A 26,451-nucleotide genomic window follows, 5' to 3' on the forward strand; every position below is an offset into this window, starting at 1 on the left:
GTTATGGCAACATTAACTGCAAAGAATCTGGCGAAGGCCTATAAAGGCCGCCGCGTGGTAGAAGATGTCAGTCTGACCGTCAACTCCGGGGAAATCGTCGGTCTGCTCGGTCCGAACGGCGCGGGTAAAACCACAACTTTTTATATGGTCGTTGGTATTGTGCCGCGTGACGCAGGCAATATCATCATCGATGATGAGGATATCAGTCTGCTGCCGCTGCACGCGCGTGCACGCCGCGGTATCGGCTATTTGCCGCAGGAAGCCTCGATTTTCCGCCGGCTTAGCGTGTTTGATAATCTGATGGCGGTACTGCAAATTCGTGACGATTTGACCGCGGAACAGCGAGAAGACCGCGCTAACGAGCTGATGGAAGAGTTCCATATCGAGCATCTGCGCGACAGCATGGGACAAGCGTTGTCCGGCGGTGAACGCCGTCGTGTAGAAATTGCCCGCGCGCTGGCCGCCAATCCCAAATTTATCCTGCTGGATGAACCCTTTGCCGGCGTTGACCCGATTTCCGTTATCGACATTAAACGCATCATCGAGCATCTGCGCGATAGCGGACTCGGCGTGTTGATCACCGACCATAACGTCCGTGAAACGCTGGCAGTCTGTGAACGCGCCTATATCGTGAGCCAGGGCCATCTTATTGCCCACGGTACGCCGACAGAAATCCTGCAAGACGAACACGTTAAGCGTGTATATCTTGGGGAAGACTTCAGACTCTGATAGGGTAGAGGACTATGCTGCTCTAGCGGGAGAAAACGACTCTGAATATGAAGCAAGGTTTGCAACTCAGGCTTAGCCAACAACTGGCGATGACGCCTCAGCTACAACAGGCCATCCGTCTGTTGCAGTTGTCTACGCTGGAACTTCAGCAAGAGCTTCAGCAAGCGCTGGAAAATAACCCGCTGCTTGAGCAAACCGATCTTCATGACGAAATCGACACTCAGCAACCTCAGGATAACGATCCTCTCGATACCGCAGACGCGCTCGAACAAAAAGAGATGCCAGAAGAGCTGCCGCTTGACGCCAGTTGGGATGAAATTTATACCGCCGGGACGCCGTCCGGCCCCAGCGGCGATTATATCGACGATGAATTACCCGTGTATCAAGGCGAAACGACGCTGTCGTTGCAGGATTATCTGATGTGGCAGGTTGAACTGACACCCTTCTCGGATACCGATCGCGCTATTGCAACATCTATTGTCGATGCGGTAGATGAAACCGGTTATCTCACCGTCTCGCTGGATGACATTCTCGAAAGCATGGGCGATGAAGAGATTGATCTTGATGAGGTCGAGGCCGTTCTGAAGCGTATTCAGCGCTTCGATCCCGTAGGCGTTGCGGCGAAAGATCTTCGCGACTGCCTGCTGATTCAGCTTTCACAGTTCGACAAGTCCACGCCGTGGCTGGAAGAGGCACGGCTCATTATCTGCGATCATCTTGATCTGCTGGCCAACCACGACTTCCGCACGCTGATGCGTGTTACCCGCCTGAAAGAAGACGTACTGAAAGAGGCGGTAAACCTGATTCAATCGCTCGATCCCAGACCCGGTCAGTCGATCCAGACCGGTGAACCGGAGTATATTATCCCGGACGTACTGGTTCGCAAGCATAATGGTCGCTGGACGGTAGAACTTAATAGCGACAGCATTCCACGTTTACAGATTAATCAGCACTATGCTGCTCTGTGCAACAACGCGCGCAACGACGCCGACAGCCAGTTTATTCGCAGTAATTTACAAGATGCGAAATGGCTGATAAAAAGCCTTGAGAGCCGTAACGATACGTTGCTGCGCGTTAGCCGCTGCATCGTGGAGCAACAGCAGGCCTTTTTTGAGCAGGGCGAAGAATATATGAAACCGATGGTACTGGCGGATATCGCCCAGGCCGTCGAGATGCACGAATCCACCATCTCCCGCGTGACCACGCAGAAGTATCTGCACAGTCCACGCGGCATTTTTGAACTCAAGTATTTCTTTTCCAGCCACGTCAATACCGAAGGCGGAGGCGAAGCCTCTTCCACCGCCATCCGTGCGTTGGTGAAGAAGTTAATTGCGGCGGAAAACCCCGCGAAACCGCTGAGCGACAGTAAGTTAACCTCTCTGCTGTCAGAACAGGGTATCATGGTGGCGCGCCGCACTGTTGCGAAGTACCGAGAGTCTTTATCCATTCCGCCGTCAAACCAACGCAAACAGCTGGTTTGACCCAACCGATAAGGAAGACACTATGCAGCTCAATATCACCGGACATAACGTCGAAATTACTGAAGCCCTGCGTGAGTTTGTGACGACAAAATTCGCCAAACTTGAACAGTATTTTGAGCGGATTAACCAGGTATATGTAGTGTTGAAAGTGGAGAAAGTTACGCACATCTCGGATGCAACACTACACGTTAACGGCGGTGAAATTCACGCCAGCGCAGAAGGTCAGGATATGTATGCCGCCATTGACGGTTTGATTGACAAACTGGCAAGGCAGCTAACCAGGCATAAAGATAAACTGAAACAACATTAATTGTCCGGGCAGTTAGCCAGTGCAGGACGGCCTGTTGTGCGGCACAACGGGCCATTTGTACAGTTAGCGCTCCGAACCTGGCCATCAACCTGACAGGACAGGTTCTTAGGTGAAATTATGATAAATAACGATACGACTCTACAACTGAGCAGTGTACTTAACCAGGAGTGTACGCGTAGTGGCGTTCACTGTCAGAGTAAGAAACGCGCGCTGGAAATCATCAGCGAACTGGCGGCAAAACAGCTCAGTTTACCTCCACAGGTCGTGTTTGAAGCCATTCTGACACGCGAAAAAATGGGCAGTACCGGTATTGGTAATGGTATCGCTATCCCGCATGGAAAACTGGAAGAAGATACCTTACGCGCCGTCGGCGTATTCGTTCAGCTCGAAACACCTATTGCGTTCGACGCCATCGACAACCAGCCGGTCGATCTCCTCTTCGCCCTCCTGGTGCCAGCCGACCAGACTAAAACGCATCTGCACACACTGTCGCTGGTCGCGAAGCGTCTGGCGGATAAAACGATCTGCCGCCGCCTGCGCGCGGCGCTGAGTGACGAAGAGCTGTATCAAATCATTACTGACACCGAAGGTGAGCAGAATGAGGAATAACAACTCAATGGCATTTTTTTCTGTCGTTGTGAGGAGAAACGGTACATGGTACTGATGATCGTCAGCGGGCGTTCCGGATCAGGTAAATCTGTCGCTCTGCGCGCGCTGGAAGATATGGGTTTTTACTGCGTGGATAACCTTCCCGTTGTGCTGTTGCCCGATCTGGCGCGAACGCTGGCCGATCGCCAGATTTCTGCCGCCGTCAGCATTGATGTGCGCAATATGCCTGAATCGCCTGAGATTTTTGAACAGGCGATGAATAACCTACCCGATGCCTTCTCGCCACAATTACTGTTTCTTGATGCCGATCGCAATACCCTGATTCGCCGTTATAGCGACACACGCCGTTTACATCCGCTTTCCAGCAAAAATCTTTCTTTAGAGAGTGCGATTGATAAAGAGAGCGATCTGCTGGAGCCGCTGCGCTCACGTGCGGATCTGATCGTCGACACCTCGGAAATGTCCGTCCATGAGCTGGCCGAAATGCTGCGTACCCGTCTGCTGGGTAAACGCGAGCGCGAGCTGACAATGGTATTTGAATCCTTCGGCTTCAAACACGGTATCCCGATTGATGCGGACTATGTGTTCGATGTCCGCTTTCTGCCCAACCCGCACTGGGACCCAAAACTGCGCCCCATGACCGGGCTTGATAAACCGGTTGCCGCATTTCTTGACCGGCACACAGAAGTTCACAATTTTATCTATCAGACTCGCAGTTATCTTGAGCTATGGTTACCAATGCTGGAGACCAACAACCGCAGTTACCTTACTGTCGCTATCGGTTGTACCGGCGGGAAACACCGTTCGGTGTATATTGCAGAACAGCTGGCAGACTACTTCCGTTCGCGCGGTAAAAACGTCCAGTCTCGCCATCGCACGCTGGAAAAACGCAAAACATGACCGTAAAGCAAACTGTTGAAGTCACCAATAAGCTGGGCATGCACGCCCGGCCTGCCATGAAGCTTTTCGAACTGATGCAGGGTTTTGACGCTGAGGTACTCTTACGTAATGACGAAGGCACCGAAGCGGAAGCGAACAGCGTCATCGCGCTGTTAATGCTCGACTCCGCCAAAGGGCGTCAGATAGAAATTGAAGCCACCGGCCCGCAAGAAGTTGAAGCGCTGGCAGCGGTTATCGCTCTGTTCAATTCCGGTTTCGACGAAGATTAGCCCTTTCTCTTTTCACCCTGTAAGGATACTCAAAAAATGCGACCTGAATATCAAATAGCTGTAGGCCGTCAGTTGATAAATTTGTGGGATAAAGGGGGCTCGGCTATGGATAGCAGACGAATGCCGCCCATCTATTTCCCACGCTCTGATGCGGGCAATCCCAAATCCGGATCGCAGCGCATATGATCCCAGCCGGTATAGTTTTTAACCTCCGGGACTTTATTGGGAATGCCCTGCCAGTTTGTTTCTTCTGAAAAAGTTAACCACGCATTTGGCCCACTTGCTGATGCCCATGAGGTATAATTTTTCCCCCAGTAGCTGTTATCGTTGGTGCCATTATTCCTCGGGCGCAGATGATGCTTTTCTCCGTCATAAACATAATCGATACCTTCCCCACCCGGCTGAAGACGGGGATCGTCAAAGGGTTTTGAACTGATATACAGATCGCCCTGCTTTGTCAGCAGAAAACCCTGGTCGTTGACAACGGTGAAGGAGTCGATGGTTTCGCGAAGAGGAGGCCAACTGCCATAACGTTTTGCTCCCCCTCCGGGGGAATAGCTGGCAACGCCCCAGGTTTGCCCATAATCTTTTGAAACGGTGAATGCGCCAGCTTCATAGGACATAATGGCGATATAACGCTCAGATGGGTGAATAAATGTTTTCGTAAAAATACGATAACCATCAGAGACATCATAAATCCGGGAGCGAATATCTCTTTGAGTATCCACATAAACCAGCCCACCCTGGCAATAGAAGCCCTCCAGCTCCAGATAACGGTGGTCGTCAAACCGGTAAACCACCTGTACGGGCGGTTTCCGTGATTTGCGGTTATCTGCGTGGCATGCCGTCAGCAGGCTGATACCCAGCGTGATAGCGATAACATGTGTTATGTTCATTTCTGACCTTCCTGTTCAGACCTGTGGCTCCGGCATATCCCACCGGAGGTTACCACTTATTTTCCACGCTCTGATGCGGGCAATCCCAAATCCGGGTCGCAGCGCATATGATCCCAGCCGGTGTAGTTTTTAACTTCCGGGACTTTATTGGGGATACCCTGCCAGTTAGGCTTATAAGCAAAAATAGTCCACGGATCCGCATCATTAAGCGAATTCCAGGAGATGTATTCCCATCCCCAGTCCATCCCTGAATATCCGGGCATTAAACGAGCATGTTTTTGTTCTCCCCGTGAATTACGGTATGAGTAAGGAATACCTTCCCCACCCGGCTGAAGACGGGGATCGTCAAAGGGTTTTGAACTGATATACAGATCGCCCTGCTTTGTCAGCAGAAAACCCTGGTCGTTGACGACGGTGAAGGAGTCAACATTTTCACGCACAGGCCGATCGCTGCCATAACGTTTCGCTCCCCCTCCGGGAGTGAATCGTGCCGTTCCCCAGGTCTGACCGTAATTACGGGAAATCAAAAATCCCGATATATCATCCCAGGGAATGGCAATATACTTACCCGATGGATGGATATATGTGAACGTTGAAACTCTGAAAACAGGTGTATCGCGCGCCACCACTTCAGCCCTGATCCTCTTCTGTGTATCGTTGTACCAGAGTGCGCCTTCACAATAAAAACCCTCCAGCTCCAGATAACGGTGGTCGTCAAACCGGTAAACCACCTGTACGGGCGGTTTCCGTGATTTGCGGTTATCTGCGTGGCATGCCGTCAGCAGGCTGATACCCAGCGTGATAGCGATAACGTGTGTTATGTTCATTTCTGACCTTCCTGTTCAGACCTGTGGCTCCGGCATATCCCACCGGAGGTTACGAATAATCGTTCACTTATTTTCCACGCTCTGATGCGGGCAGACCCAAATCCGGGTCGCAGCGCATATGATCCCAGCCGGTGTAGTTTTTAACCTCCGGGACTTTATTGGGGATACCCTGCCAGTTAGGCTTATAAGCAAAAATAGTCCACGGATCCGCATCATTAAGCGAATTCCAGGAGATGTATTCCCATCCCCAGTCCATCCCTGAATATCCGGGCATTAAACGAGCATGTTTTTGTTCTCCCCGTGAATTACGGTATGAGTAAGGAATACCTTCCCCACCCGGCTGAAGACGGGGATCGTCAAAGGGTTTTGAACTGATATACAGATCGCCCTGCTTTGTCAGCAGAAAACCCTGGTCGTTGACGACGGTGAAGGAGTCAATGGTTTCGCGAAGAGGAGGCCAACTGCCATAACGTTTCGCTCCCCCTCCGGGAGTGAATCGTGCCGTTCCCCAGGTCTGACCGTAATTACGGGAAATCAAAAATCCCGATATATCATCCCAGGGAATGGCAATATACTTACCCGATGGATGGATATATGTGAACGTTGAAACTCTGAAAACAGGTGTATCGCGCGCCACCACTTCAGCCCTGATCCCCCTCTGCGTATCGTTGTACCAGAGTGCGCCTTCACAATAAAAACCCTCCAGCTCCAGATAACGGTGGTCGTCAAACCGGTAAACCACCTGTACGGGCGGTTTCCGTGATTTGCGGTTATCTGCGTGGCACGCCGTCAGCAGGCCGATACCCAGTGTGATAGCGATAACGTGTGTTATGTTCATTTCTGACCTTCCTGTTCAGACCTGTGGCTCCGGCATGTCCCACTGGAGGTTATCCACCATCTGGTTTTCCATATCCCGTTTGTTACCCGGCTTCATTTTCTGGCGTGGACCATAATCATTCACCACGCCATTTTTTCCTGTTGGCATGGGTTTTTCACCCGTTTCGGGCTTGTTCATCATTGGCTTGATTACTCTTGGCAGGACACCCCCAGCGTAATATTTTTTCGCAGCTTCATCTGGATTTTCCGGTCTGCGCCAGTCTGCCTGTAGTAACAAGCTCTTCCAGAACACTTCATCTGAAAACGCCTCGGTACTCCCGATCGCCAGGTCATACGGCACTGCCCGCACCTGTACATTCGGGTTGCACACCACTGACGAGTGCTGGCTGTAAGTCGCTTTATAATTTGCCACCACATCCAGTTCGTCGTCATTTGCATAACGCCTTACTCTCAGTTGCTGTGACGGACCGTAATCCCCTTCCCCCCGACCACTGACAATTTCCATCCGGTAATGTGCGCTCAGTTCGGCAAGCTGCGTCTCATTCAGTGCCTGGCCGTTACGCAGGTAGCGGAACGCCGCCGTATCCGGCACGTCCAGCATCTCCTCCCGGAAATCTTCTGCTTTTCTTGCCGCCCTGGCGATGTCCGGGTCATTACCCGCCAGAGGGGCTTTGTAGCCTTCGTTTTGCCCCTGAAGCTCAAACACGAAGGGTTCCGGCAGCACCGCGCCGCTGACGGTAACATCCTGGTATGTGTATTTCACATCCTGAGGCGGGATTTTGGGATCATTCTGTTTCGCTTCCGGCATCACAAAGTGATAACCAGTCTTATCACCGACGCTGACATCCTTGCAGAAGACCCGCTGGCGTAAATTTCCCTTTGTCTGCGTGCTGATGTTATCCGGGATGCCGCGCCAGCCCATCCCCTGAACCGGCAGCATAGACACCACCTGGTCGTTGGGGCAGAAATAGTTGTGGACCAGCCCGAAATTATTACGGTTGTAGGTTGCCGCGCCCCATTTATCCTTCCCGCTGTCTGACAGGCAACCCTGATTGAATAACTGTTCGGTATCGTCTGCGCTGTGTGACTGACCACCGTTATACCGGGCGTTATCGCCCATAACCTGGCAAAAGTGCGCCAGAGTCTGCTGGCGTGCTTTATCCGTCTGCTGGTTGCCTGGCTGGGCGTTTTCCAGCCAGCGATTTTCCAGAGAGTAGGGCGAATTATTGAGGATCACACAGTCCACAGGGGCAAATCCTTCCGCTTTTACCCACAAGTTTGCCAGCATGGTGACGATGGTGCCCTGGCTGTGGGCGACAATATTGATGGTATCAAATTGAGTGGCAGGTTTTTGGCGAATGGCAATAATCAAATCCGCCAGCCGTCGTGCGGCATAGGCCTGGTAAATACGGTGCGGGTTAGCATAAATCGGGTGGCTCCAGTCGCCGTCGTTCATCTTCGAGCGGGATATCGCCCCGACCACATCCAGCGCCACGCCGTTAGCCCCCGGCCCGAACATATCGGGAATATTAGTGGTGGCGTTGGCGAACGTGCCACCGCCTTTGGCATGCGCTTTTTTATCCAGCCAGTTGTTCAGGTTATCGATATTTGCGTCGTTATGAGCATGGCGGATTTTTTCATCGTCCTGCCGGTACGTATCGTAAGGCAGATCGGTTTTATTCCGTTTTTCGCGTAATTCATTCCGGTATCGCTTCTGATCGGCTTCCCATGTGGTTTTATCTACCGGTTTATATCCCCAGTAGAAAGGAATAATGGGTGAACGGGCAACGTTATCCTTTACATCCGTAATCATAAACTCTTCTGCATTCCACGAATGCGGGTGTAGATCGGTGCGTCCCAGCCGTTCATTCAATCCGGCGCATATTCCGGTATCCTGGTTCTGGTAGGCTTCTCCCACGTCATTCACACCATGTACCAGAATGACAATACATGGCATGGCTGATTTTTTATCTTTGCCTTCGTCTTCGTCGTTGTTCTCATCTCTCCACGGCGGTATATATGACTCATCTTCCAGCTCCGGTAAAGGAGGAAGATATCCTTGCATCAGGCCCGCCATGTTGACCGTATTCCCGTGGTTCATAAACAGTTTATCCGTCAGGCGGCACGCAGGTTTTCCCTCAAAAAAGACATCGAACGAATGGGATATCCACTCTGTTTCGGCTTTATTCGTCCCAGAATTCACGCCGCCCATGCTGCCCGCTTCGTCGAGCACGCTGCGGGCAAACTGCGACCCCATGTTAGCTATCATATTGCCGCCGTCCGCAGACACACTGACCGTGCCTTTTACCAGATCGGCTGAATAGGCCTCATTTTCATACGCGACGGGAACCCCAAAAGGCGGCGTTTTGCAGACATCCGGCAGGGTATTATGGCTGACGCCATCACTGCCTTTGTGACATAACGTTAATCCATTGATGTTAATGGTCACCATACTGATACCAATTCCTTTATTGCTGGCATTAGCGATTTCGTTTGTGAAACACACCATACGCCGGGCGGAACGGTAAAGAAGTGAGATCCAGGTGATATGACTTAAATTCGGAATACATTTAGTAAACAGAGGGTTGTGAAAAACTCACGACATCGCTTCACAAGAAGTCTGAAATATATACTCCATTCATTTTATTAGATTACATGTTGAACTACACAAGCCTAATAGCGCTATGCTTATCAGGCCTGAGTTCACCGCTTAATACAGCTTACTTTCCCGCATAAACGATTCACCACCTAACTGGCGCATCTGGCGCATAATCCACGCCTGCCGACTACGCACATAGCCGGAAGGCGCATTCGCCTTATAGCGTAACGGATTTGGCAGTACCGCCGCCAGCAATGCGGCTTCGGACATTGTTAAGCGGCTGGCGGGCTTATTAAAATAACGCCGGGCCGCGGCCTCCACGCCAAAAATACCATCGCCAAACTCCGCGATATTCAGATAAACCGTGAGGATACGCTTTTTGCTCCAGACGGTCTCAATGCCCAGCGTCAGGCCGGCCTCCAGGCCTTTGCGTACCCAACTGCGGCCATCCCATAAAAAGAGATTTTTCGCCGTTTGCTGAGAAAGCGTAGAAGCCCCGCGTATCCGGCTCTCATTCCGCTCATTGTGCGCCAGCGCTTTTTCAATCGCCGGAACATCAAAGCCCCAGTGTTCAGGGAACTTCTGGTCTTCCGCCGCAATAACCGCCAATCCCATCCACGGTGAGATATCCGCCATACTGACCCACTCAGAATGCGCGACGTAACCGAACTCTCCGCCGAGCCAGGCGCTAATCTGCCGTTCCACCATTACCGCCGAAAAAGGCACCGGAACCACGCTAAACAACGCGATGCCGCCGCCCCAAAAGAGGGCGAGCGCGACAAAGATGCGTAAAAAAAGACGGCGCAAAAACGTTAACGGCGCGATGCGGCGTTTGCTCATTCCGCCAGAACCAGCACGCGCGACACTAATTTATCGATGCCACTTGCCGCCTGGACGATATCCTGCGCCAGCATATAGGCTGGAGTGGTCACGACCTTATTATCTTCATCCACAACAATATCATCCACCGGACAAGGCACGTGTTCGGCGCCCATTTCTTCAAGCACTTCAGCAGTATCAATATCCGTCCCTATCGTCAGACGTAGCGGGAAGTCAAATATTTTCGGCAACAGCGCGGGCGCGATACAGATGAATCCCAGCGGTTTACCTGCCTGATGCATGGCCTTCGCCAGCGCGACGACATCGCTATCCACCCGGCATTCTCTCCCCTGGCGGGCAAAATTGCTCAGGTTCTTCGCTGCGCCGAAACCGCCCGGCACAATCAGCGCATCCAGTTCCTCTGCCTGAGCCTGGGCCAGCGGACGAATCTCGCCTCGCGTAATACGCGCCGCCTCAATCAGGACGTTACGCGTTTCCGCCATCGTCTCGCCGGTCAGATGATTAATGACATCCGCTTGCGGTTTATCCGGCGCAAAGCAGACAGCCTGCGCGCCACTGCGAGCAATCGCCAACAGCGTCAGAACAGCTTCATGAATTTCGGCGCCGTCATAGACACCGCATCCGCTAAGCACTACGCCAATTTTTTTCATGGTGAACATCCTCCTGCAACCAACTCAAGCCCATTAAGAATTTTGATTAAAATGCTACGCTTCACACATTTAAATGATTCATGTAACAAATCATTTAGGATTTGCTATCTTAACTGCGTGCGGCCTGAAAATGGGGCTGTGCCTTTTAAATCATCATAATAAGTACGGCGCAGCCGCGATTTCCCTGGTGTTGGCGCAGTATTCGCGCACCCCGGTCAAACCGGGGTCATTTTTTTTCAGCGTTTGCCACCCAGGCTTTCAGCACCGCGACATCGTGCTGCCACTCCTGCTTCATCTCTTCAATCCATTCAGCGACGTTATCTTCCCAGGCAGGGAGATCCGGCGACTGGATTTGCTGACCGAGCTGTTGCAGGTGACGCAGCCCTACCGAGCCCGCTGCCCCTTTAATCTTGTGTCCTTCCTCAACAACCCCTTTTTTGTCACGCGCCGTCAGATTGGACTCCAGTACGCTCAGATAGCCTGGCATCATTTTTTCAAACACCGCGAGACCGTCAGTGATCAATTTAGGCCCGACCAGTTCGATATACTGTTCCAGCATCGGAATATCCAGCAGCGCTTGTGCTTTATCGCTCTCTTCAGGCGTCACGGTACTCTCCTCTTTATCGGTATCGGTAGCATCCCAGAATTTTTTAATCATCGCGGTTAAGGCTGGCACCGACAGCGGCTTACTCAGCACATCGTCCATACCTGCATCCAGATACTCTTTTTTATCTTTCAGGACATTAGCCGTGAGCGCCACCAGCGGCGGCAGATCTTCCCGCGTATGACGACGGGTAAGTTCTCTGGCGATATCCAGGCCCGTCATATCCGGTAACTGGATATCCAGTAGAACCAGATCGTATTCGCCCGGCGCAAACATCTCCAGCGCCGCCTTTCCGGTCATTGCGACATCCACACTGTTACCCAGTTTTTCCAGCACCGAACGCGCCACAATCACATTCAGTTCGATATCTTCGACCAGCAAAACATGCAGCGCAGGCAACGGCATGTCGTCTTCATCAAAGGCATCCTCCACCTCTTCTGCTACCGCTGGCGCATGAACCGTCAGCGTAAAAGTTGATCCCTTACCCGGCTGGCTGGAGACGGTAATATCGCCGCCCATATTTTTCGCCAGCCGACGCGAGACCGCCAGCCCAATACCGGTGCCGGTTGCCGGTTTACCGCCATGACTGTCTTTCACCTGATAATACATGGCAAAAATTTTATCCTGCTCATCCTGCGGAATGCCGATCCCGGAGTCCTCGACTTCAAAATGCAGAATATCGCCTTCATCATAGCGCGCCCGCACCGTAACCTGGCCCTGCTGGGTAAACTTCACCGCGTTATTGATCAGATTCCACAGAATCTGGCGCAAACGCGTGCCGTCGGTGATAACTTTATGCGGTAACGGCAGCGTTTGCTCAAGCACAAAACGCAGCCCTTTTTGCTGCGCCTGCAGACCGGACAGGTTTTCCAGATCCGCCATAAAACTGGTGAAATCAACAGGTTGATTATCAAGTTGAACTTTACGGCGCTCCATTTTATCCATGTCAATGATATCATTGAAAATATTCCCTAATGTCACGGCGGAAACATGGATCGTCTTGAGGTATTTTTCCTGTTCGGCGGTCAGATCGGTATCCAGCAGGATGCGGCTTAAACCAACGATGCCGTTAAGCGGGGTACGCAGTTCATGGCTGATCGTCGAGATAAACGTCGTCTTGTCGCGGCTGGCGCGTTCAAGCGCATCCTGATAGCGCTTACGCTCGGTAATATCACGGCCAAATCCCATCAGGCCATGGCGTTTACCGACTCGGTCGTAATAAGGCACTTTACGAATTTCAAAGCAGGCTTTCCGTCCGTCCGGATAATCCAGCCACTGTTCGTAGGTCAGAGAGACGTTATGGCGGAATACTTTTTCATCAGTTTCAATGACTTTCTCCGCCGCTTCGGGAGAGTACACATCTTCCGGCTTCAAATGTACCAGCTGTTTTTCGCTTTTGCCGGTGAGCAATTCCATTGCGCGGTTACAGCCGGAAAATTCTTTATCCTCATTACGATAAAAAACCAAATCCGGTGAGGCGTCGAGAAATGAGCGCAGAAAAGAAGATTGCTGTTCGAGCTGGATTTGCGCCTCTTCACGCTCTTTAATTTCTACTTTTAGCTGTTCAAATGTCTCATGCAGCTCCGCTTCCGCTTTTTCGCGATCGGCAATTTCCTGATTAAGCTGGGCAATATTGTCCTTCAACTGTACGTTAAGCTTGAGATCGCGCTCACGCATCTCTTCCAGCTTTTGTACCAGGCGCGACAGCCGCTGCCTTGACTCCTCCAGTTGTTCCACAACCACTGACAGGAAATAGACCGCCCAGGGCGTAATGAGCAGACCAAAAAAGATAGAGCGGATAACGTCGATACTTTCGACCTGACCATGCAACACCATAGTCACCGCCATCTGTACGACAATCGCCAGCACGACCAGCGCCAGCGCCAGGAGCATGGAAAAGCGCACCAGACCCAGCTTCATCATCAGGTCTACATAGTACTGCGCCAGCATACGAATTTGCTTCATAGAGGATTCCTTCACCACAACTTCGCACATAATACCCAATTATGAGAATCGCGTTGAATATTGTGCGAAATATGCGTAGTTCCCCTCATCACGCTACGCTATGGGTGGTGTCCAGGGACGGGCCAGCGCAGAGCCCTGTACGCCATGCTCATTCAGGTATTTGTCCAACTCAACCATCCCCGTCCAGCGATTCTCGCACCACAGTGGAGCGAGTAGCGTCGGACGGCGTGCGCTGGCGGAAATACGGTGATAAATCACCTCCGGCGGCGTATGACGGATCATCTCGCCTGCCGTTAGCGTGTAATCGTCCAGCGCGATGCCGTTCAGCCGCCCCGCCTCCCAGGCTTTCGCCATAATACTGCCTTTGACGATATGCAGCGGGTGCAGTTTTATGCCGTCCACACCCGTCTCCACGACGCGAGTTAGCGTTTGCAAGCATTCGCTTTGCCCCTCACCCGGCAGCCCCACAATCAGATGCGCGCATACTTTCAGCCCATGTTCACGGGCAAGCCGGGCAGTACGCTGATAACAGGCGAAGTCATGACCGCGATTAATACGGCGCAACGTTTTATCGTGTGCGGTTTGCAGTCCCAGCTCCAGCCACACCTCGTAGCCTTGATCTTTATATTCACACAGTAAATCTACTACCGCCTGCGGAACGCAATCGGGCCGCGTACCGACACATAATCCTACGATACTGGCCTGGCTAACGGCCTGCTGATACATGGAACGAAGTACCTGCACTTCCGCAAAGGTACTGGTATAAGCCTGGAAATAGGCCAGATAGCGTTTCGCGCGGTTCACCAGATGCGCCTGATGCGCGAGTTGTTCGGCAATCGAGCGATGCTGCTGCGCCTCATCGGCAAAAGAGGCGACATTACAGAAAGTGCAGCCGCCGCGGCCGATAGTGCCATCGCGATTAGGGCAGCTAAAACCGCCATGAAGCGTCAGCTTATGAACCTTTTGCCCATATCGATGTAAAAGATCCCCGCCAAACATATTGACTAATTTCTGTAACTGCATAATCTGATAGACCGCCTCTTAAAAAGAGGCCAAAGCCTGCCATTTTTAGCCTCCGTTGGCGATGACCTGGATCAATCGCCCGGGATGGCTTTATTTATTGCATAAACAAGCACAATAACCGCTATTTCATTCATTTAAACGGTAATATTTTTTCTGATATTCCTGTTTTTTTCGTCGTCTTAAACTCCGCGGATAAAACAGTAGCATCAAATACCGCTTATGCGTAAATCCAGCATAAAATGCTAAGATTTTTATAAAAGTAAGGTCAGATAAGGCCTGACAAGTGATGCTTATAGTGAAGCAGATCACCGCCCTTCCGCCACGTCCCTTTGGTCATCTTTTCTAGAAAAATCCTTAATTTCAATCATTTAAAAAAGTTATCTGTGCTATAGCACATTTTTGCACAAATAAGTTTGCCATTTGACCTGGGTGTGGATTCCCGATAAGTTGGGGATCCGCTGGAAGCTTTCTGGATGAGTCGTCTGCTCATCATATTTATGCAGTAATTGAGATTCCCTCTTAACCGTATTTACCAATGCGAAAAGGACAAAAGAGGGCGAATGCGAGGTAAGCGTATGATGCGCCAGCCCCGTCGCCATGCTCTTGCTGTGCCTGCGCGTTATCGATCGGTTGGGAGAGCGTCCCGTAGAGCCTGGGGAGGTTCACTGATATGTTGTACGATAAATCCCTTGAGAAGGATAACTGTGGTTTCGGCCTGATCGCCCACATAGAAGGCGAACCTAGCCACAAGGTAGTGCGTACCGCCATACACGCGCTGGCCCGGATGCAACACCGTGGCGCGATCCTTGCCGACGGTAAAACCGGCGACGGTTGCGGCTTGTTATTACAAAAACCTGACCGTTTCTTTCGCATCGTTGCCGAAGAGCGCGGCTGGCGCTTAGCTAAAAACTACGCCGTCGGGATGATTTTTTTGAATAAAGATCCTGAACTGGCTGCCGCCGCACGTCGCATTGTTGAAGAAGAGTTACAACAGGAAACGCTGTCAATTGTGGGCTGGCGCGACGTGCCGACCAATGAAGGCGTGCTCGGTGACATTGCCCTCTCCTCCCTGCCGCGTATTGAGCAAATTTTTGTCAACGCTCCGGCGGGCTGGCGGCCGCGCGATATGGAACGCCGGCTTTTCATCGCTCGTCGCCGCATTGAAAAACGCCTGCAGGAAGATAAAGACTTCTACGTGTGTAGCCTGTCAAACCTGGTTAACATCTATAAAGGCCTGTGTATGCCGGCGGATCTGCCCCGCTTCTACCTGGACCTTGCAGATCTACGTCTGGAATCCGCCATTTGCTTGTTCCACCAGCGTTTCTCAACTAATACCGTGCCACGCTGGCCGCTGGCGCAACCGTTTCGCTATCTGGCGCATAATGGCGAAATCAATACCATCACCGGCAATCGCCAGTGGGCGCGTGCCCGTACCTATAAATTCCAGACGCCGTTAATCCCGGACCTACAGTCCGCCGCGCCGTTTGTTAACGAAACCGGATCGGACTCCAGCTCGCTGGACAACATGCTGGAACTGCTGCTGGCAGGCGGGATGGACATCATCCGCGCCATGCGTCTGCTGGTGCCGCCCGCCTGGCAGAACAACCCGGATATGGACCCGGATTTGCGCGCTTTCTTCGACTTTAACTCCATGCATATGGAGCCGTGGGACGGCCCGGCGGGCATCGTCATGTCCGACGGGCGCTTCGCCGCCTGCAATCTCGACCGTAACGGCCTGCGCCCGGCACGCTATGTCATTACCAAAGACAAGCTGATCACCTGCGCCTCTGAAGTCGGCATCTGGGATTATCAGCCGGATGAAGTAGTGGAAAAAGGCCGTGTCGGGCCCGGCGAGCTGATGGTCATTGATACCCGCAGCGGGCGTATCCTGCACTCAGCGGAAACCGATGACGATCTGAAAAGCCGTCATCCCTATAAAGCGTGGATGGAAAAGAACGTCCGCCGTCTGGTGCCATTTGAAGATCTGCCTGATGAAGACGTGGGCAGCCGCGAGCTGGACGACGATCTGCTGGCCAGCTATCAGAAACAGTTTAACTACAGCGCCGAAGAGCTGGACTCAATTATCCGTGTACTGGGCGAAAACGGCCAGGAAGCGGTCGGTTCGATGGGAGACGATACCCCGTTTGCCGTACTTTCCAGCCAGCCGCGTATTATTTATGACTATTTCCGCCAGCAGTTCGCACAGGTGACCAACCCGCCTATCGACCCGCTGCGCGAAGCGCATGTTATGTCGCTGGCGACCAGTATTGGCCGCGAGATGAACGTCTTCTGTGAAGCCGAAGGTCAGGCCCATCGCCTGAGCTTTAAATCGCCGATTCTGCTGTACTCTGATTTCAAACAGCTCACCACCATGGCCGAGCATCACTACCGCGCAGACTGGCTTGACATCACCTTTGATATTACCGAAACCACGCTGGAAGCGACGGTCAACGCGCTGTGTAATAAAGCGGAACAGATGGTGCGCAATGGTACCGTATTGCTGGTCCTCTCGGATCGCAATATTGGTAAGAATCGCCTGCCAGTACCCGCACCGATGGCGGTAGGCGCGGTGCAGACGCGTCTGGTAGAACAAAGCCTGCGCTGCGACGCTAATATCATTGTAGAAACCGCAAGCGCCCGCGACCCGCATCATTTTGCGGTACTGTTAGGTTTTGGTGCGACGGCCATCTATCCGTACCTGGCCTACGAAACACTGGGCCGTCTGATTGATACCCAGGCGATCGCCAAAAGCTATCGTACCGTGATGCAGAACTACCGTAATGGCATCAACAAAGGTCTGTATAAGATCATGTCCAAAATGGGCATTTCGACCATCGCCTCCTACCGCTGTTCAAAACTATTTGAAGCAGTCGGCCTGCACGATGACGTGGTGAATCTGTGCTTCCAGGGCGTGGTCAGCCGTATCGGCGGCGCGAGCTTTGATGACTTCCAGCAGGATCTGCTGAATCTCTCCAAACGCGCCTGGCTGGCGCGCAAACCCATTAGCCCGGGCGGCCTGCTGAAGTACGTCCACGGCGGCGAATATCACGCCTATAACCCGGATGTAGTGCGTACCCTGCAACAGGCAGTACAGAGCGGCGAGTACAGCGATTATCAGGAATACGCCAAACTGGTCAATGAACGTCCGGCGGCAACGCTGCGCGATCTACTGGCGATAAATTCAGACAGCGAGGCGGTGACTATCGACGAGGTTGAGCCCGCCAGTGAGCTGTTTAAACGCTTTGATACCGCAGCGATGTCCATCGGCGCGTTAAGTCCGGAGGCGCACGAAGCGCTGGCAGAAGCGATGAACAGCCTCGGCGGTAACTCCAACTCCGGCGAAGGCGGAGAAGATCCGGCGCGCTATGGCACCAACAAAGTGTCACGCATCAAACAGGTCGCTTCTGGCCGCTTTGGTGTCACCCCAGCGTACCTGGTCAACGCCGACGTGATCCAGATTAAAGTCGCTCAGGGCGCGAAACCGGGCGAAGGCGGCCAGTTACCGGGCGATAAAGTGACGCCGTATATCGCTAAACTGCGCTATTCAGTGCCGGGTGTAACGTTGATCTCCCCGCCGCCGCACCATGATATCTATTCTATCGAGGATTTAGCACAGCTGATTTTTGACCTGAAACAGGTTAACCCGAAAGCGATGATATCGGTGAAGTTGGTGTCCGAGCCGGGCGTCGGCACCATCGCTACCGGTGTGGCGAAAGCCTACGCGGACCTCATCACCATTGCCGGCTACGACGGCGGCACCGGCGCCAGCCCACTTTCGTCGGTGAAATACGCGGGCTGCCCGTGGGAACTGGGTCTTGTGGAAACCCAGCAGGCACTGGTCGCCAACGGCTTACGTCATAAGATCCGCCTACAGGTCGATGGCGGCCTGAAAACCGGCGTAGACATTATTAAAGCAGCGATTCTCGGTGCAGAAAGCTTCGGCTTCGGCACCGGCCCGATGGTGGCGCTGGGCTGTAAATACTTGCGTATTTGCCATCTGAACAACTGCGCAACCGGCGTAGCGACGCAGGATGAAAAACTGCGTAAGCACCACTATCACGGCCTGCCGTTCAAAGTGACCAACTACTTTGAATTTATCGCCCGCGAAACCCGTGAGCTGATGGCCGAGCTTGGCGTGACCCGCCTGGTGGATTTGATTGGCCGCACCGACCTGCTTAAAGAGCTGGAGGGCTTCACCGCTAAACAGCAGAAGCTGGCGCTGTCTCGTCTACTGGAAACCGCTGAACCTCATCCGGGTAAAGCGTTGTACTGCACCGAGAATAACCCGCCATTTGATAACGGCGTGCTAAATACGCAGTTGCTGCAACAGGCGAAACCGTTTGTCGATGAACGCCAGAGCAAAACTTTCTGGTTCGATATCCGCAATACCGATCGTTCTGTCGGCGCGTCGCTGTCCGGCTATATCGCACAGACACACGGCGATCAGGGGCTGGCGGCCGATCCGATCAAAGCGCACTTTAGCGGTACCGCCGGCCAGAGTTTCGGCGTGTGGAACGCAGGCGGCGTGGAGCTGTACCTGACTGGCGATGCTAACGACTATGTCGGTAAAGGCATGGCAGGCGGGCTCATTGCTGTACGCCCGCCGGTCGGCTCCGCCTTCCGCAGCCATGAAGCAAGCATCATCGGTAACACCTGCCTGTACGGAGCCACCGGTGGACGTCTGTACGCCGCAGGCCGCGCAGGCGAGCGTTTCGGCGTACGTAACTCCGGAGCCATTGCCGTGGTAGAAGGCATCGGCGACAACGGCTGTGAATATATGACCGGCGGCATCGTCTGTGTGCTGGGTAAAACTGGCGTTAACTTCGGCGCGGGGATGACGGGAGGCTTCGCCTATGTACTGGACGAAGATGGCGAGTTCCGTAAACGCGTCAATCCGGAACTGGTTGAAGTGCTGGACGTCGAAACGCTGGCGATCCACGAAGAGCACCTGCGTGGACTGATTACCGAGCATGTACAGCATACCGGTTCCCAGCGCGGTGAAGAGATCCTGTCCCGGTGGGCAACGTTCTCAACCCAATTCGCGTTAGTGAAGCCCAAGTCCAGCGATGTTAAAGCCCTGTTGGGTCACCGTAGTCGTAGTTCGGCAGAATTGCGCGTGCAGGCGCAGTAAGGAATTGAAATGAGCCAGAATGTTTATCAATTTATCGACCTGCAGCGCGTTGATCCGCCGAAGAAACCGCTGAAAATCCGCAAAATCGAATTTGTGGAAATCTACGAGCCCTTTTCTGAAGGTCAGGCGAAAGCCCAGGCGGATCGCTGCCTCTCGTGCGGCAATCCGTACTGCGAGTGGAAGTGCCCGGTACATAACTACATCCCTAACTGGCTGAAACTGGCTAACGAGGGACGAATTTTTGAAGCTGCCGAGCTGTCGCATCAGACCAACACTCTGCCGGAAGTTTGTGGCCGCGTCTGTCCACAGGACCGGCTATGCGAAGGTTCCTGCACGCTGAACGACGAATTCGGCGCAGTGACTATCGGCAATATCGAACGCTATATCAACGACAAAGCGTTCGAGATGGGCTGGCGTCCGGATATGACCGGCGTGCGGCAAACCGATAAACGCGTAGCGGTTATCGGCGCCGGTCCGGCGGGCCTTGCCTGCGCCGACGTGCTCACCCGCAACGGCGTGAAAGCGGTGGTCTTTGACCGCCACCCGGAGATCGGTGGCCTGCTAACCTTCGGTATTCCAGCTTTCAAACTGGAAAAAGAGGTGATGACCCGCCGCCGTGAAATTTTCACCGGCATGGGCATTGAGTTCAAACTCAATACCGAAGTAGGCCGCGACGTTCAGCTTGACGATCTACTGCAGGAGTACGATGCGGTGTTCCTCGGCGTCGGCACCTATCAGTCCATGCGCGGTGGTCTGGACAATGAAGACGCGGAAGGCGTGTTCGACGCTCTGCCGTTCCTGATCGCGAATACAAAGCAGATTATGGGGTTTGGCGAAACCACTAATGAACCGTATGTCAGCATGGAAGGCAAACGCGTGGTAGTGCTTGGCGGCGGCGATACCGCTATGGACTGTGTACGCACTTCCGTTCGCCAGGGTGCCGCGCACGTGACCTGTGCCTACCGCCGTGATGAAGAGAACATGCCGGGCTCCAGACGTGAAGTAAAAAATGCGCGCGAGGAAGGGGTCGAATTTCAGTTTAACGTTCAACCGCTGGGCATTGACGTCAATGCCAACGGCAAAGTGAGCGGCGTAAAAATGGTGCGCACGAAAATGGGCGAACCGGACGCCAAAGGCCGTCGTCGCGCAGAAATCATCGCCGGTTCCGAGCATGTGGTTCCCGCTGATGCGGTGATCATGGCGTTTGGTTTTCGTCCACACCGCATGGAATGGCTGGCGAAACACAGCGTGGAACTGGACTCGCAGGGGAGAATTATCGCGCCGGAACGCAGCGATAATGCTTTCCAGACCAGCAACCCGAAAATCTTTGCCGGCGGCGACATTGTGCGTGGTTCCGATCTGGTGGTGACGGCGATTGCCGAAGGCCGTCAAGCGGCTGACGGGATTATGAACTACCTCGAAGTGTAACCCTTCCGGCTCCCCGGTTGATGCCTTGTGCTGATGACTGGGGAGCCGATATTCCTCTCCTCAATATCTCTCCTGCCGGTTCTGGAAACCCGCTCGTAAATCGAGATGTAATGCCATGTAAAATCCGTTCACGGATTGATCCGTTTACGCCTGAGGCGTATTGATAGCGTTCTAATTTCACAATGAAACTATCACGTAAGGGATGACATGACGAATCCAACTTTAGCGCCACAGTCTGATAAATATCAGTAATTTGAACAGGGAGGAGAAGCGCGAGCGGCCTATGGTACTCAGCTTATCGAACGATTATCGGTAGAGTTAAGTCAGCGCTATAAGCGCGGTTTTTTCACGGGAAATTTGCGCCAAATACGTGTTTTTTATCTTTACTTTCAGCACATTGAAATTCAGCAGACACTGTCTGGTGAATCTAATAGCATACCGCTCGCCAAAACATTCCTTCTTCTCTGGTCAGCTTATGTGCGTCTGTTGTCGGTAAAAGATAACGATGCCCGCCGCTTTTATGAACAAGAGACGACGCGCAAATCATGATGCCAGAGACCGCCAGATATTATCCCCGATAACTCAGATATCGCCTCTTCACGATGCTCTATGTAAATCCGTACGTAAACGTTTGCATTCATCAAAAAAATGTATATTATGCGGCGGATTTTTTGGCCAAATTTCAAGGAGGCGTTGTGTCGCAGGACAACAATTATAGCCAGGGGCCCGTTCCTCTGGCGGCGCGGAAAGGCGTGATTCCACTGACGTTTGTCATGTTGGGTTTAACGTTTTTTTCCGCCAGTATGTGGACCGGAGGGACGCTCGGCACCGGTCTTTCCTATCATGATTTCTTCCTCGCAGTTCTCTTCGGTAATCTCCTCCTCGGTATCTACACTGCATTTCTTGGCTACATCGGCGCAAAAACCGGACTCTCCACCCACCTCCTTGCACGTTACTCCTTTGGCGTTAAAGGCTCATGGCTTCCCTCGCTGCTGTTAGGCGGTACTCAAGTAGGCTGGTTTGGCGTTGGCGTAGCGATGTTCGCTATTCCGGTCAGTAAAGCGACGGGCATTGATGCCAATATTCTGATTGCCGTTTCGGGTCTGCTGATGACCCTGACCATTTTTTTCGGCATCTCGGCGTTGACCATTTTGTCTATCATTGCCGTACCCGCGATCGTTATTCTGGGCAGCTACTCCGTCTGGCTGGCGGTCAGTGGCGTGGGTGGGCTGGAGCATTTAAAAACAATAGTCCCGCAGACGCCGCTTAATTTTTCCAGCGCGCTGGCGCTGGTGGTGGGTTCGTTTGTCAGCGCCGGTACATTGACCGCCGACTTCGTCCGCTTCGGGCGTCATGCCAAAAGTGCCGTACTGATTGCGATGGTCGCTTTTTTCCTCGGCAACTCGCTAATGTTTATCTTTGGCGCAGCAGGGGCTGCTGCCGTCGGTCAGGCGGATATCTCTGACGTGATGATAGCGCAGGGGCTGCTGCTGCCCGCGATTGTGGTTCTCGGCCTGAATATCTGGACCACTAACGACAATGCCCTTTACGCATCGGGGCTGGGCTTCGCCAATATTACCGGCCTTTCCAGCCGCACATTGTCGGTGGTGAACGGGATTATCGGTACCGTGTGCGCGCTGTGGCTTTACAATAATTTTGTTGGCTGGCTGACGTTTCTGTCATCCGCGATCCCACCGATTGGCGGGGTGATTATTGCCGACTATCTGTTGAACCGCCGCCGCTATGCCAACTTCAATACCGCGCGCTTTATTCCCGTTAACTGGATTGCTATTCTTTCTGTCGCGCTGGGCATCGCCGCCGGACATTATGTTCCAGGTATTGTGCCCGTCAACGCCGTACTCGGCGGCGTTTTCAGCTATATCCTGTTGAATCCACTTTGTAATCGCAGCTTTGCGAAATCCCCGGAGATCGGCCATGCAGAATAATTTCCTCACCATCCGTCAGGCGCGTCTGCAGGGGCGCGAAGGATTGTGGCAACTCACGATTGAAAACGGTCGTTTTAGCCGTATTGAACCGCAGGAAGTGGTCCCGTTAGCGCAAGGCCAGGTACTCGATGCCGAAGGTGGGCTGGCCATCCCGCCGTTTGTTGAGCCGCATATTCATCTGGACACCACGCAAACTGCAGGCGAGCCAGAGTGGAATCAGTCGGGGACACTGTTTGAAGGGATTGAACGCTGGGCCGAGCGTAAAGCGATGCTCACCCACGAAGACGTAAAGTCTCGCGCAATGCAAACCCTGAAATGGCAAATGGCTAACGGCATCCAGTATGTTCGTACACACGTTGACGTTTCCGATCCTACGCTTACCGCGCTGAAAGCAATGCTGGAAGTGAAACAGGAGGTCGCTCCGTGGGTGGAAGTACAAATCGTGGCGTTTCCCCAGGAGGGCATTCTCTCTTACCCTAACGGCGAAGCGCTGTTAGAAGAGGCGCTGCGTTTAGGGGCAGATGTTATTGGCGCAATTCCCCACTTCGAATTTACGCGCGAATATGGCGTAGAGTCGCTGCATAAAATTTTTGCCCTGGCACAGAAATACGACAGACTGATCGATGTGCACTGTGACGAAATTGACGATGAGCAGTCGCGCTTTGTTGAAACCGTCGCGGCGCTGGCGCATCGCGATGAAATAGGCGCGCGCGTCACCGCCAGCCATACCACCGCAATGCACTCCTATAATGGCGCCTACGCTTCACGCCTGTTCCGCCTGTTGAAAATGTCAGGGATTAACTTCGTTGCTAACCCGCTGGTGAATATTCACTTGCAAGGACGGTTTGATACCTATCCCAGGCGCCGCGGCGTAACACGCGTTAAAGAGATGCTGGAAGCGGGCATTAACGTCTGCTTTGGTCATGATGATGTCTTTGATCCGTGGTATCCGTTGGGCACTGCCAATATGCTGCAGGTGCTACATATGGGCCTGCACGTTTGCCAGTTGATGGGATACGGGCAAATCAATGATGGGCTGAATTTGATCACCACCCATAGCGCAAAAACCCTGCATCTACAGGACTACGGCCTGAACGTCGGCAATTCCGCTAACCTGGTTATCTTACCGGCAGAGAATGGATTCGACGCGGTTCGTCGCCAGACGCCTGCCCGGTACTCGATTCGCCACGGGCGGGTGATTGCCGAGACAGTGCCGAGCCAGACAATGCTGCACCTGACCCAACCGGAAGCCGTGACGTTTAAGCGCTAACCAGTCACTACCCGCGCTCTCCGGCACATTCACCACGCAGCCCCATAAGAGGGCTGCGTTCGGAAGGGGCGTTCCGGCAAGAGATTCAGGCCTCCAGCAGACTGGCGCGAACCTTCACCACCACTTTCTTAATCTCCTCCGGTTCACGGACTGCGCATCCAGGCTTGTGGGGTTCTCCAGGCATAAAAACGGCAAACATTCCCGCTCGCAGCGTCACGACCTGTTCGTCGGTAATTTTACTGCAAAGTTGGTAATCCTCTTCAACGTGCAACTCCTCGCACTGGCGTGCTGCGCCAGGTATCCCGAACATAATACGCTCGGTGCCATTCAGCAGTAGCTGAATATCAATGTACTGTTCATGCAATTCCGCTTTCTTCTCTGAGGGCATTTGTGTCGTCAGTTGCATAACATTCATAAAGATATTGTCGCCCTGCAGTTCATAGCGTCCCGGCGCTTTCTCCTGCGGCCTCGCCGCCAGCACGAGAGTCAACGCATCCAGCAGTCGAGGGTGTAACCCGCAAGTAGGCAGCGATCGTACTTCACCCATCATCATAATGTGTCTCCTTGAGCTAACAGAGCAGCGCCCAATAATCCTGCGTCATGCCGATAACGAGCGGCGCTCAGCGCCACGTGATAAGCTACAGGCTCTTGCATCAGAAACATACGAACCTGCTCCAGATAACCGTTAGCCAGCCCGATGCTGCCGCCAATGACCACATGTTGACAATCGGTGGTTGCTTTCACATCGGCAATCAGGCGTGCCAGCACCTGTGCAGATCGGCGCACCAGATACAGCGCTTGTTCATGGCCTTCACCTGCGCGGATAAATAGCGTTTTGGCATCACATCCCGCAAGATCGTCTCGCGCCGCCGCGGCTATCCCCCGTCCGGAGGCGATGGCCTCTACGCAGCCAACACGCCCACAGCCGCACACTGGCCCTTGTGGGTCCGCCAGAGTGTGTCCAAGGTGCCCCGCCAGACCACCTTGCCCGGTGAGAAGTTTGCCGTCACAGACGATGCCACCGCCGACTCCCGTTGAGACGGTAATAAACACCATATCGTGGATATCATCAGGAAGTGCCCGATACTCCGCCCAGGCCGCAGCCTGCGCATCGTTCACAGCCAGCGTTGGCATGCCAGTGATCGTTTCCAGAGTCTGAACTAACGGAAAGTGTAGCAAGCCGCCCAGGTTGTGGGGATTAAGCGCCAGCAGCATCCCTTCCTGAATGATCCCGGTTGAAGCTATCGCGACTTGACGCGCCTCTGCCCGTAACGGTTCAATCAGCGTCTGTAATGCTTCACGTAACGCATCCGGCGTTTTGCTGGCGGGCGTCGGCAGCTCGCGCCGTTGATGTATGCGCAAATTTTTGTCAATAAGCGCAGCGGCAAGTTTGGTCCCGCCAATATCAATAGCCAGCGTCGTCATGACACCGCCTTTTTTAACGCGTCGTTATACCATCCACAGATATGTTCCAGACGGGTGATAGCGGAGCCCACCGTCACGGCCCATGCACCGTAACGCATCGCCTCTGCAGCCAGTTCTGGCGAGTTATAGCGTCCTTCGGCTATCACCCGGCATCCGGCGTCATGCAATGTTTTTACCAATGACAGATCGGGTTCCTCCGGCGTATCGGGCGTGGTGTAACCGGACATTGTCGTGCCGATGATATCGGCACCCAGCCGATGGCAGACAAGCCCATCGTCCATGGAAGAACAATCCGCCATCGCCAATAGCTGGTGGTGATGAATGCGCGCCAGCAACACCTCAACGGCTACCGGGCGCTGCCGGGCGGTGCCGTCCACAGCGATAATATTTGCGCCGGCCTGCGCCAGCGCATCCACATCGTCGAGAAAGGGGGTAATGCGCACCGGAGAATTGTCCAAATCGCGTTTAATAATACCAATAATCGGTACCGAAACGAGCGCCCGTGTCGCACGCAGATTGTCGATGCCTTCGATACGCACCGCAACTGCGCCTGCCTGTTCCGCCGCCAGTGCCATCGCCGCGACAATCTCCGGCTTATCCAGCGGGCTACCCGGAACCGGCTGACAGGAGACAATCAAACCGCCAGCGGCGGCAATATTTTTATCCAGTTGTTCAAGTAATGACATACCTCTCCCCTTAGCAGCCTTGCCCG

The 26,451-nt window shown here is 53.3% G+C and carries 21 protein-coding genes and 1 pseudogene; 11 read left to right on the forward strand and 11 right to left on the reverse strand.

All coding sequences use genetic code 11. From position 1 onward, the window contains the following. Positions 1-3 precede the first annotated feature (3 nt). The 6 genes from lptB to npr all read left to right on the forward strand — a co-directional run bounded on the left by lptB (position 4) and on the right by npr (position 4,298). Positions 4-729, forward strand: coding sequence for an LPS export ABC transporter ATP-binding protein (lptB, locus tag SBG_RS15260; RefSeq protein WP_000224104.1), 726 nt, complete (start codon positions 4-6; stop codon positions 727-729). 47 nt (positions 730-776) lie between these two features. Next, positions 777-2,210, forward strand: a complete 1,434-nt coding sequence (gene rpoN, locus SBG_RS15265; RefSeq protein ID WP_000809015.1) for an RNA polymerase factor sigma-54 — start codon at positions 777-779, stop codon at positions 2,208-2,210. Between the two features lie 22 nt (positions 2,211-2,232). Then, entirely contained in the window at positions 2,233-2,520 is a 288-nt protein-coding gene (gene hpf / locus SBG_RS15270; protein WP_001176589.1) for a ribosome hibernation promoting factor, read from the forward strand. Positions 2,521-2,637: 117 nt separating this feature from the next. Beyond that, the gene (ptsN, locus tag SBG_RS15275) at positions 2,638-3,129 is read left to right on the forward strand and encodes a PTS IIA-like nitrogen regulatory protein PtsN (RefSeq protein ID WP_000609333.1); all 492 of its coding nucleotides are present in this window, start codon (positions 2,638-2,640) and stop codon (positions 3,127-3,129) included. Positions 3,130-3,174: 45 nt separating this feature from the next. Further along, on the forward strand, positions 3,175-4,029 hold the full coding sequence (gene rapZ / locus SBG_RS15280; protein WP_000243747.1) for an RNase adapter RapZ: 855 nt from the start codon (positions 3,175-3,177) through the stop codon (positions 4,027-4,029). Beyond that, a complete protein-coding gene (gene npr, locus SBG_RS15285) occupies positions 4,026-4,298 on the forward strand; it encodes a PTS phosphocarrier protein NPr (protein WP_000216797.1) in 273 nt (90 codons plus the stop codon). The genes rapZ and npr overlap by 4 nt, the downstream gene beginning before the upstream one ends. Before the next feature lie 131 nt (positions 4,299-4,429). Here the strand turns inward: npr and SBG_RS15290 are convergent, their stop codons facing one another. The 8 genes from SBG_RS15290 to SBG_RS15325 form a co-directional block, all read right to left on the reverse strand. Continuing rightward, complete coding sequence (locus SBG_RS15290; protein ID WP_001027767.1) at positions 4,430-5,194, reverse strand: T6SS immunity protein Tli3 family protein; 765 nt, start codon at positions 5,192-5,194, stop codon at positions 4,430-4,432. Between the two features lie 56 nt (positions 5,195-5,250). Then, complete coding sequence (locus SBG_RS15295; protein ID WP_001027766.1) at positions 5,251-6,021, reverse strand: T6SS immunity protein Tli3 family protein; 771 nt, start codon at positions 6,019-6,021, stop codon at positions 5,251-5,253. Positions 6,022-6,088: 67 nt separating this feature from the next. After that, positions 6,089-6,859 carry a T6SS immunity protein Tli3 family protein gene (locus tag SBG_RS15300; protein ID WP_001027765.1) on the reverse strand — a complete coding sequence of 257 codons (771 nt, stop codon included), beginning with the start codon at positions 6,857-6,859 and terminating at the stop codon, positions 6,089-6,091. Positions 6,860-6,874: 15 nt separating this feature from the next. After that, positions 6,875-9,310: a T6SS effector phospholipase Tle3 domain-containing protein gene (locus SBG_RS15305; RefSeq protein ID WP_052308283.1), complete on the reverse strand. Its 2,436-nt coding sequence runs from the start codon at positions 9,308-9,310 to the stop codon at positions 6,875-6,877. A gap of 258 nt (positions 9,311-9,568) precedes the next feature. Continuing rightward, positions 9,569-10,297, reverse strand: coding sequence for a monofunctional biosynthetic peptidoglycan transglycosylase (gene mtgA / locus SBG_RS15310; protein WP_000044642.1), 729 nt, complete (start codon positions 10,295-10,297; stop codon positions 9,569-9,571). Further along, complete coding sequence (gene elbB, locus SBG_RS15315; protein ID WP_000719816.1) at positions 10,294-10,947, reverse strand: isoprenoid biosynthesis glyoxalase ElbB; 654 nt, start codon at positions 10,945-10,947, stop codon at positions 10,294-10,296. The genes mtgA and elbB overlap by 4 nt, the downstream gene beginning before the upstream one ends. A 226-nt stretch (positions 10,948-11,173) precedes the next feature. Beyond that, entirely contained in the window at positions 11,174-13,516 is a 2,343-nt protein-coding gene (arcB, locus tag SBG_RS15320; protein WP_000809809.1) for an aerobic respiration two-component sensor histidine kinase ArcB, read from the reverse strand. A 93-nt stretch (positions 13,517-13,609) separates the two neighbouring features. After that, the gene (locus SBG_RS15325) at positions 13,610-14,539 is read right to left on the reverse strand and encodes a TIGR01212 family radical SAM protein (protein WP_001176874.1); all 930 of its coding nucleotides are present in this window, start codon (positions 14,537-14,539) and stop codon (positions 13,610-13,612) included. Positions 14,540-15,209: 670 nt separating this feature from the next. On the opposite strand from SBG_RS15325, the gene gltB reads away from it, so the two are divergent. The 5 genes and pseudogenes from gltB to SBG_RS15345 all read left to right on the forward strand — a co-directional run bounded on the left by gltB (position 15,210) and on the right by SBG_RS15345 (position 24,314). Further along, positions 15,210-19,670 carry a glutamate synthase large subunit gene (gene gltB, locus SBG_RS15330; protein ID WP_000965004.1) on the forward strand — a complete coding sequence of 1,487 codons (4,461 nt, stop codon included), beginning with the start codon at positions 15,210-15,212 and terminating at the stop codon, positions 19,668-19,670. Positions 19,671-19,679: 9 nt separating this feature from the next. Next, positions 19,680-21,098, forward strand: a complete 1,419-nt coding sequence (gene gltD / locus SBG_RS15335; RefSeq protein ID WP_000081698.1) for a glutamate synthase subunit GltD — start codon at positions 19,680-19,682, stop codon at positions 21,096-21,098. A gap of 207 nt (positions 21,099-21,305) precedes the next feature. Then, positions 21,306-21,638: pseudogene (locus SBG_RS22090) on the forward strand (DUF1016 N-terminal domain-containing protein); the annotation flags it as partial. A gap of 155 nt (positions 21,639-21,793) precedes the next feature. Then, the gene (gene codB / locus SBG_RS15340; RefSeq protein WP_015703035.1) at positions 21,794-23,044 is read left to right on the forward strand and encodes a cytosine permease; all 1,251 of its coding nucleotides are present in this window, start codon (positions 21,794-21,796) and stop codon (positions 23,042-23,044) included. After that, positions 23,034-24,314, forward strand: a complete 1,281-nt coding sequence (locus tag SBG_RS15345; RefSeq protein ID WP_001180630.1) for a cytosine deaminase — start codon at positions 23,034-23,036, stop codon at positions 24,312-24,314. The genes codB and SBG_RS15345 overlap by 11 nt, the downstream gene beginning before the upstream one ends. Before the next feature lie 85 nt (positions 24,315-24,399). On the opposite strand, the gene nanQ is transcribed toward SBG_RS15345, so the two are convergent. The 3 genes from nanQ to SBG_RS15360 are packed head-to-tail and all read right to left on the reverse strand — an operon-like array spanning position 24,400 to position 26,425. Beyond that, positions 24,400-24,867 (reverse strand): N-acetylneuraminate anomerase, encoded by a 468-nt coding sequence (gene nanQ / locus SBG_RS15350; protein ID WP_000979916.1) that lies wholly within the window; start codon positions 24,865-24,867, stop codon positions 24,400-24,402. Next, entirely contained in the window at positions 24,864-25,739 is an 876-nt protein-coding gene (gene nanK / locus SBG_RS15355) for an N-acetylmannosamine kinase (RefSeq protein ID WP_000208964.1), read from the reverse strand. The genes nanQ and nanK overlap by 4 nt, the downstream gene beginning before the upstream one ends. Next, complete coding sequence (locus SBG_RS15360) at positions 25,736-26,425, reverse strand: N-acetylmannosamine-6-phosphate 2-epimerase (protein ID WP_000054438.1); 690 nt, start codon at positions 26,423-26,425, stop codon at positions 25,736-25,738. Before SBG_RS15360 ends, nanK begins: the two co-directional genes overlap by 4 nt. Between the last annotated feature and the right edge of the window lie 26 nt (positions 26,426-26,451).

This window comes from Salmonella bongori NCTC 12419 (assembly GCF_000252995.1).
Lineage (GTDB): Bacteria > Pseudomonadota > Gammaproteobacteria > Enterobacterales > Enterobacteriaceae > Salmonella > Salmonella bongori.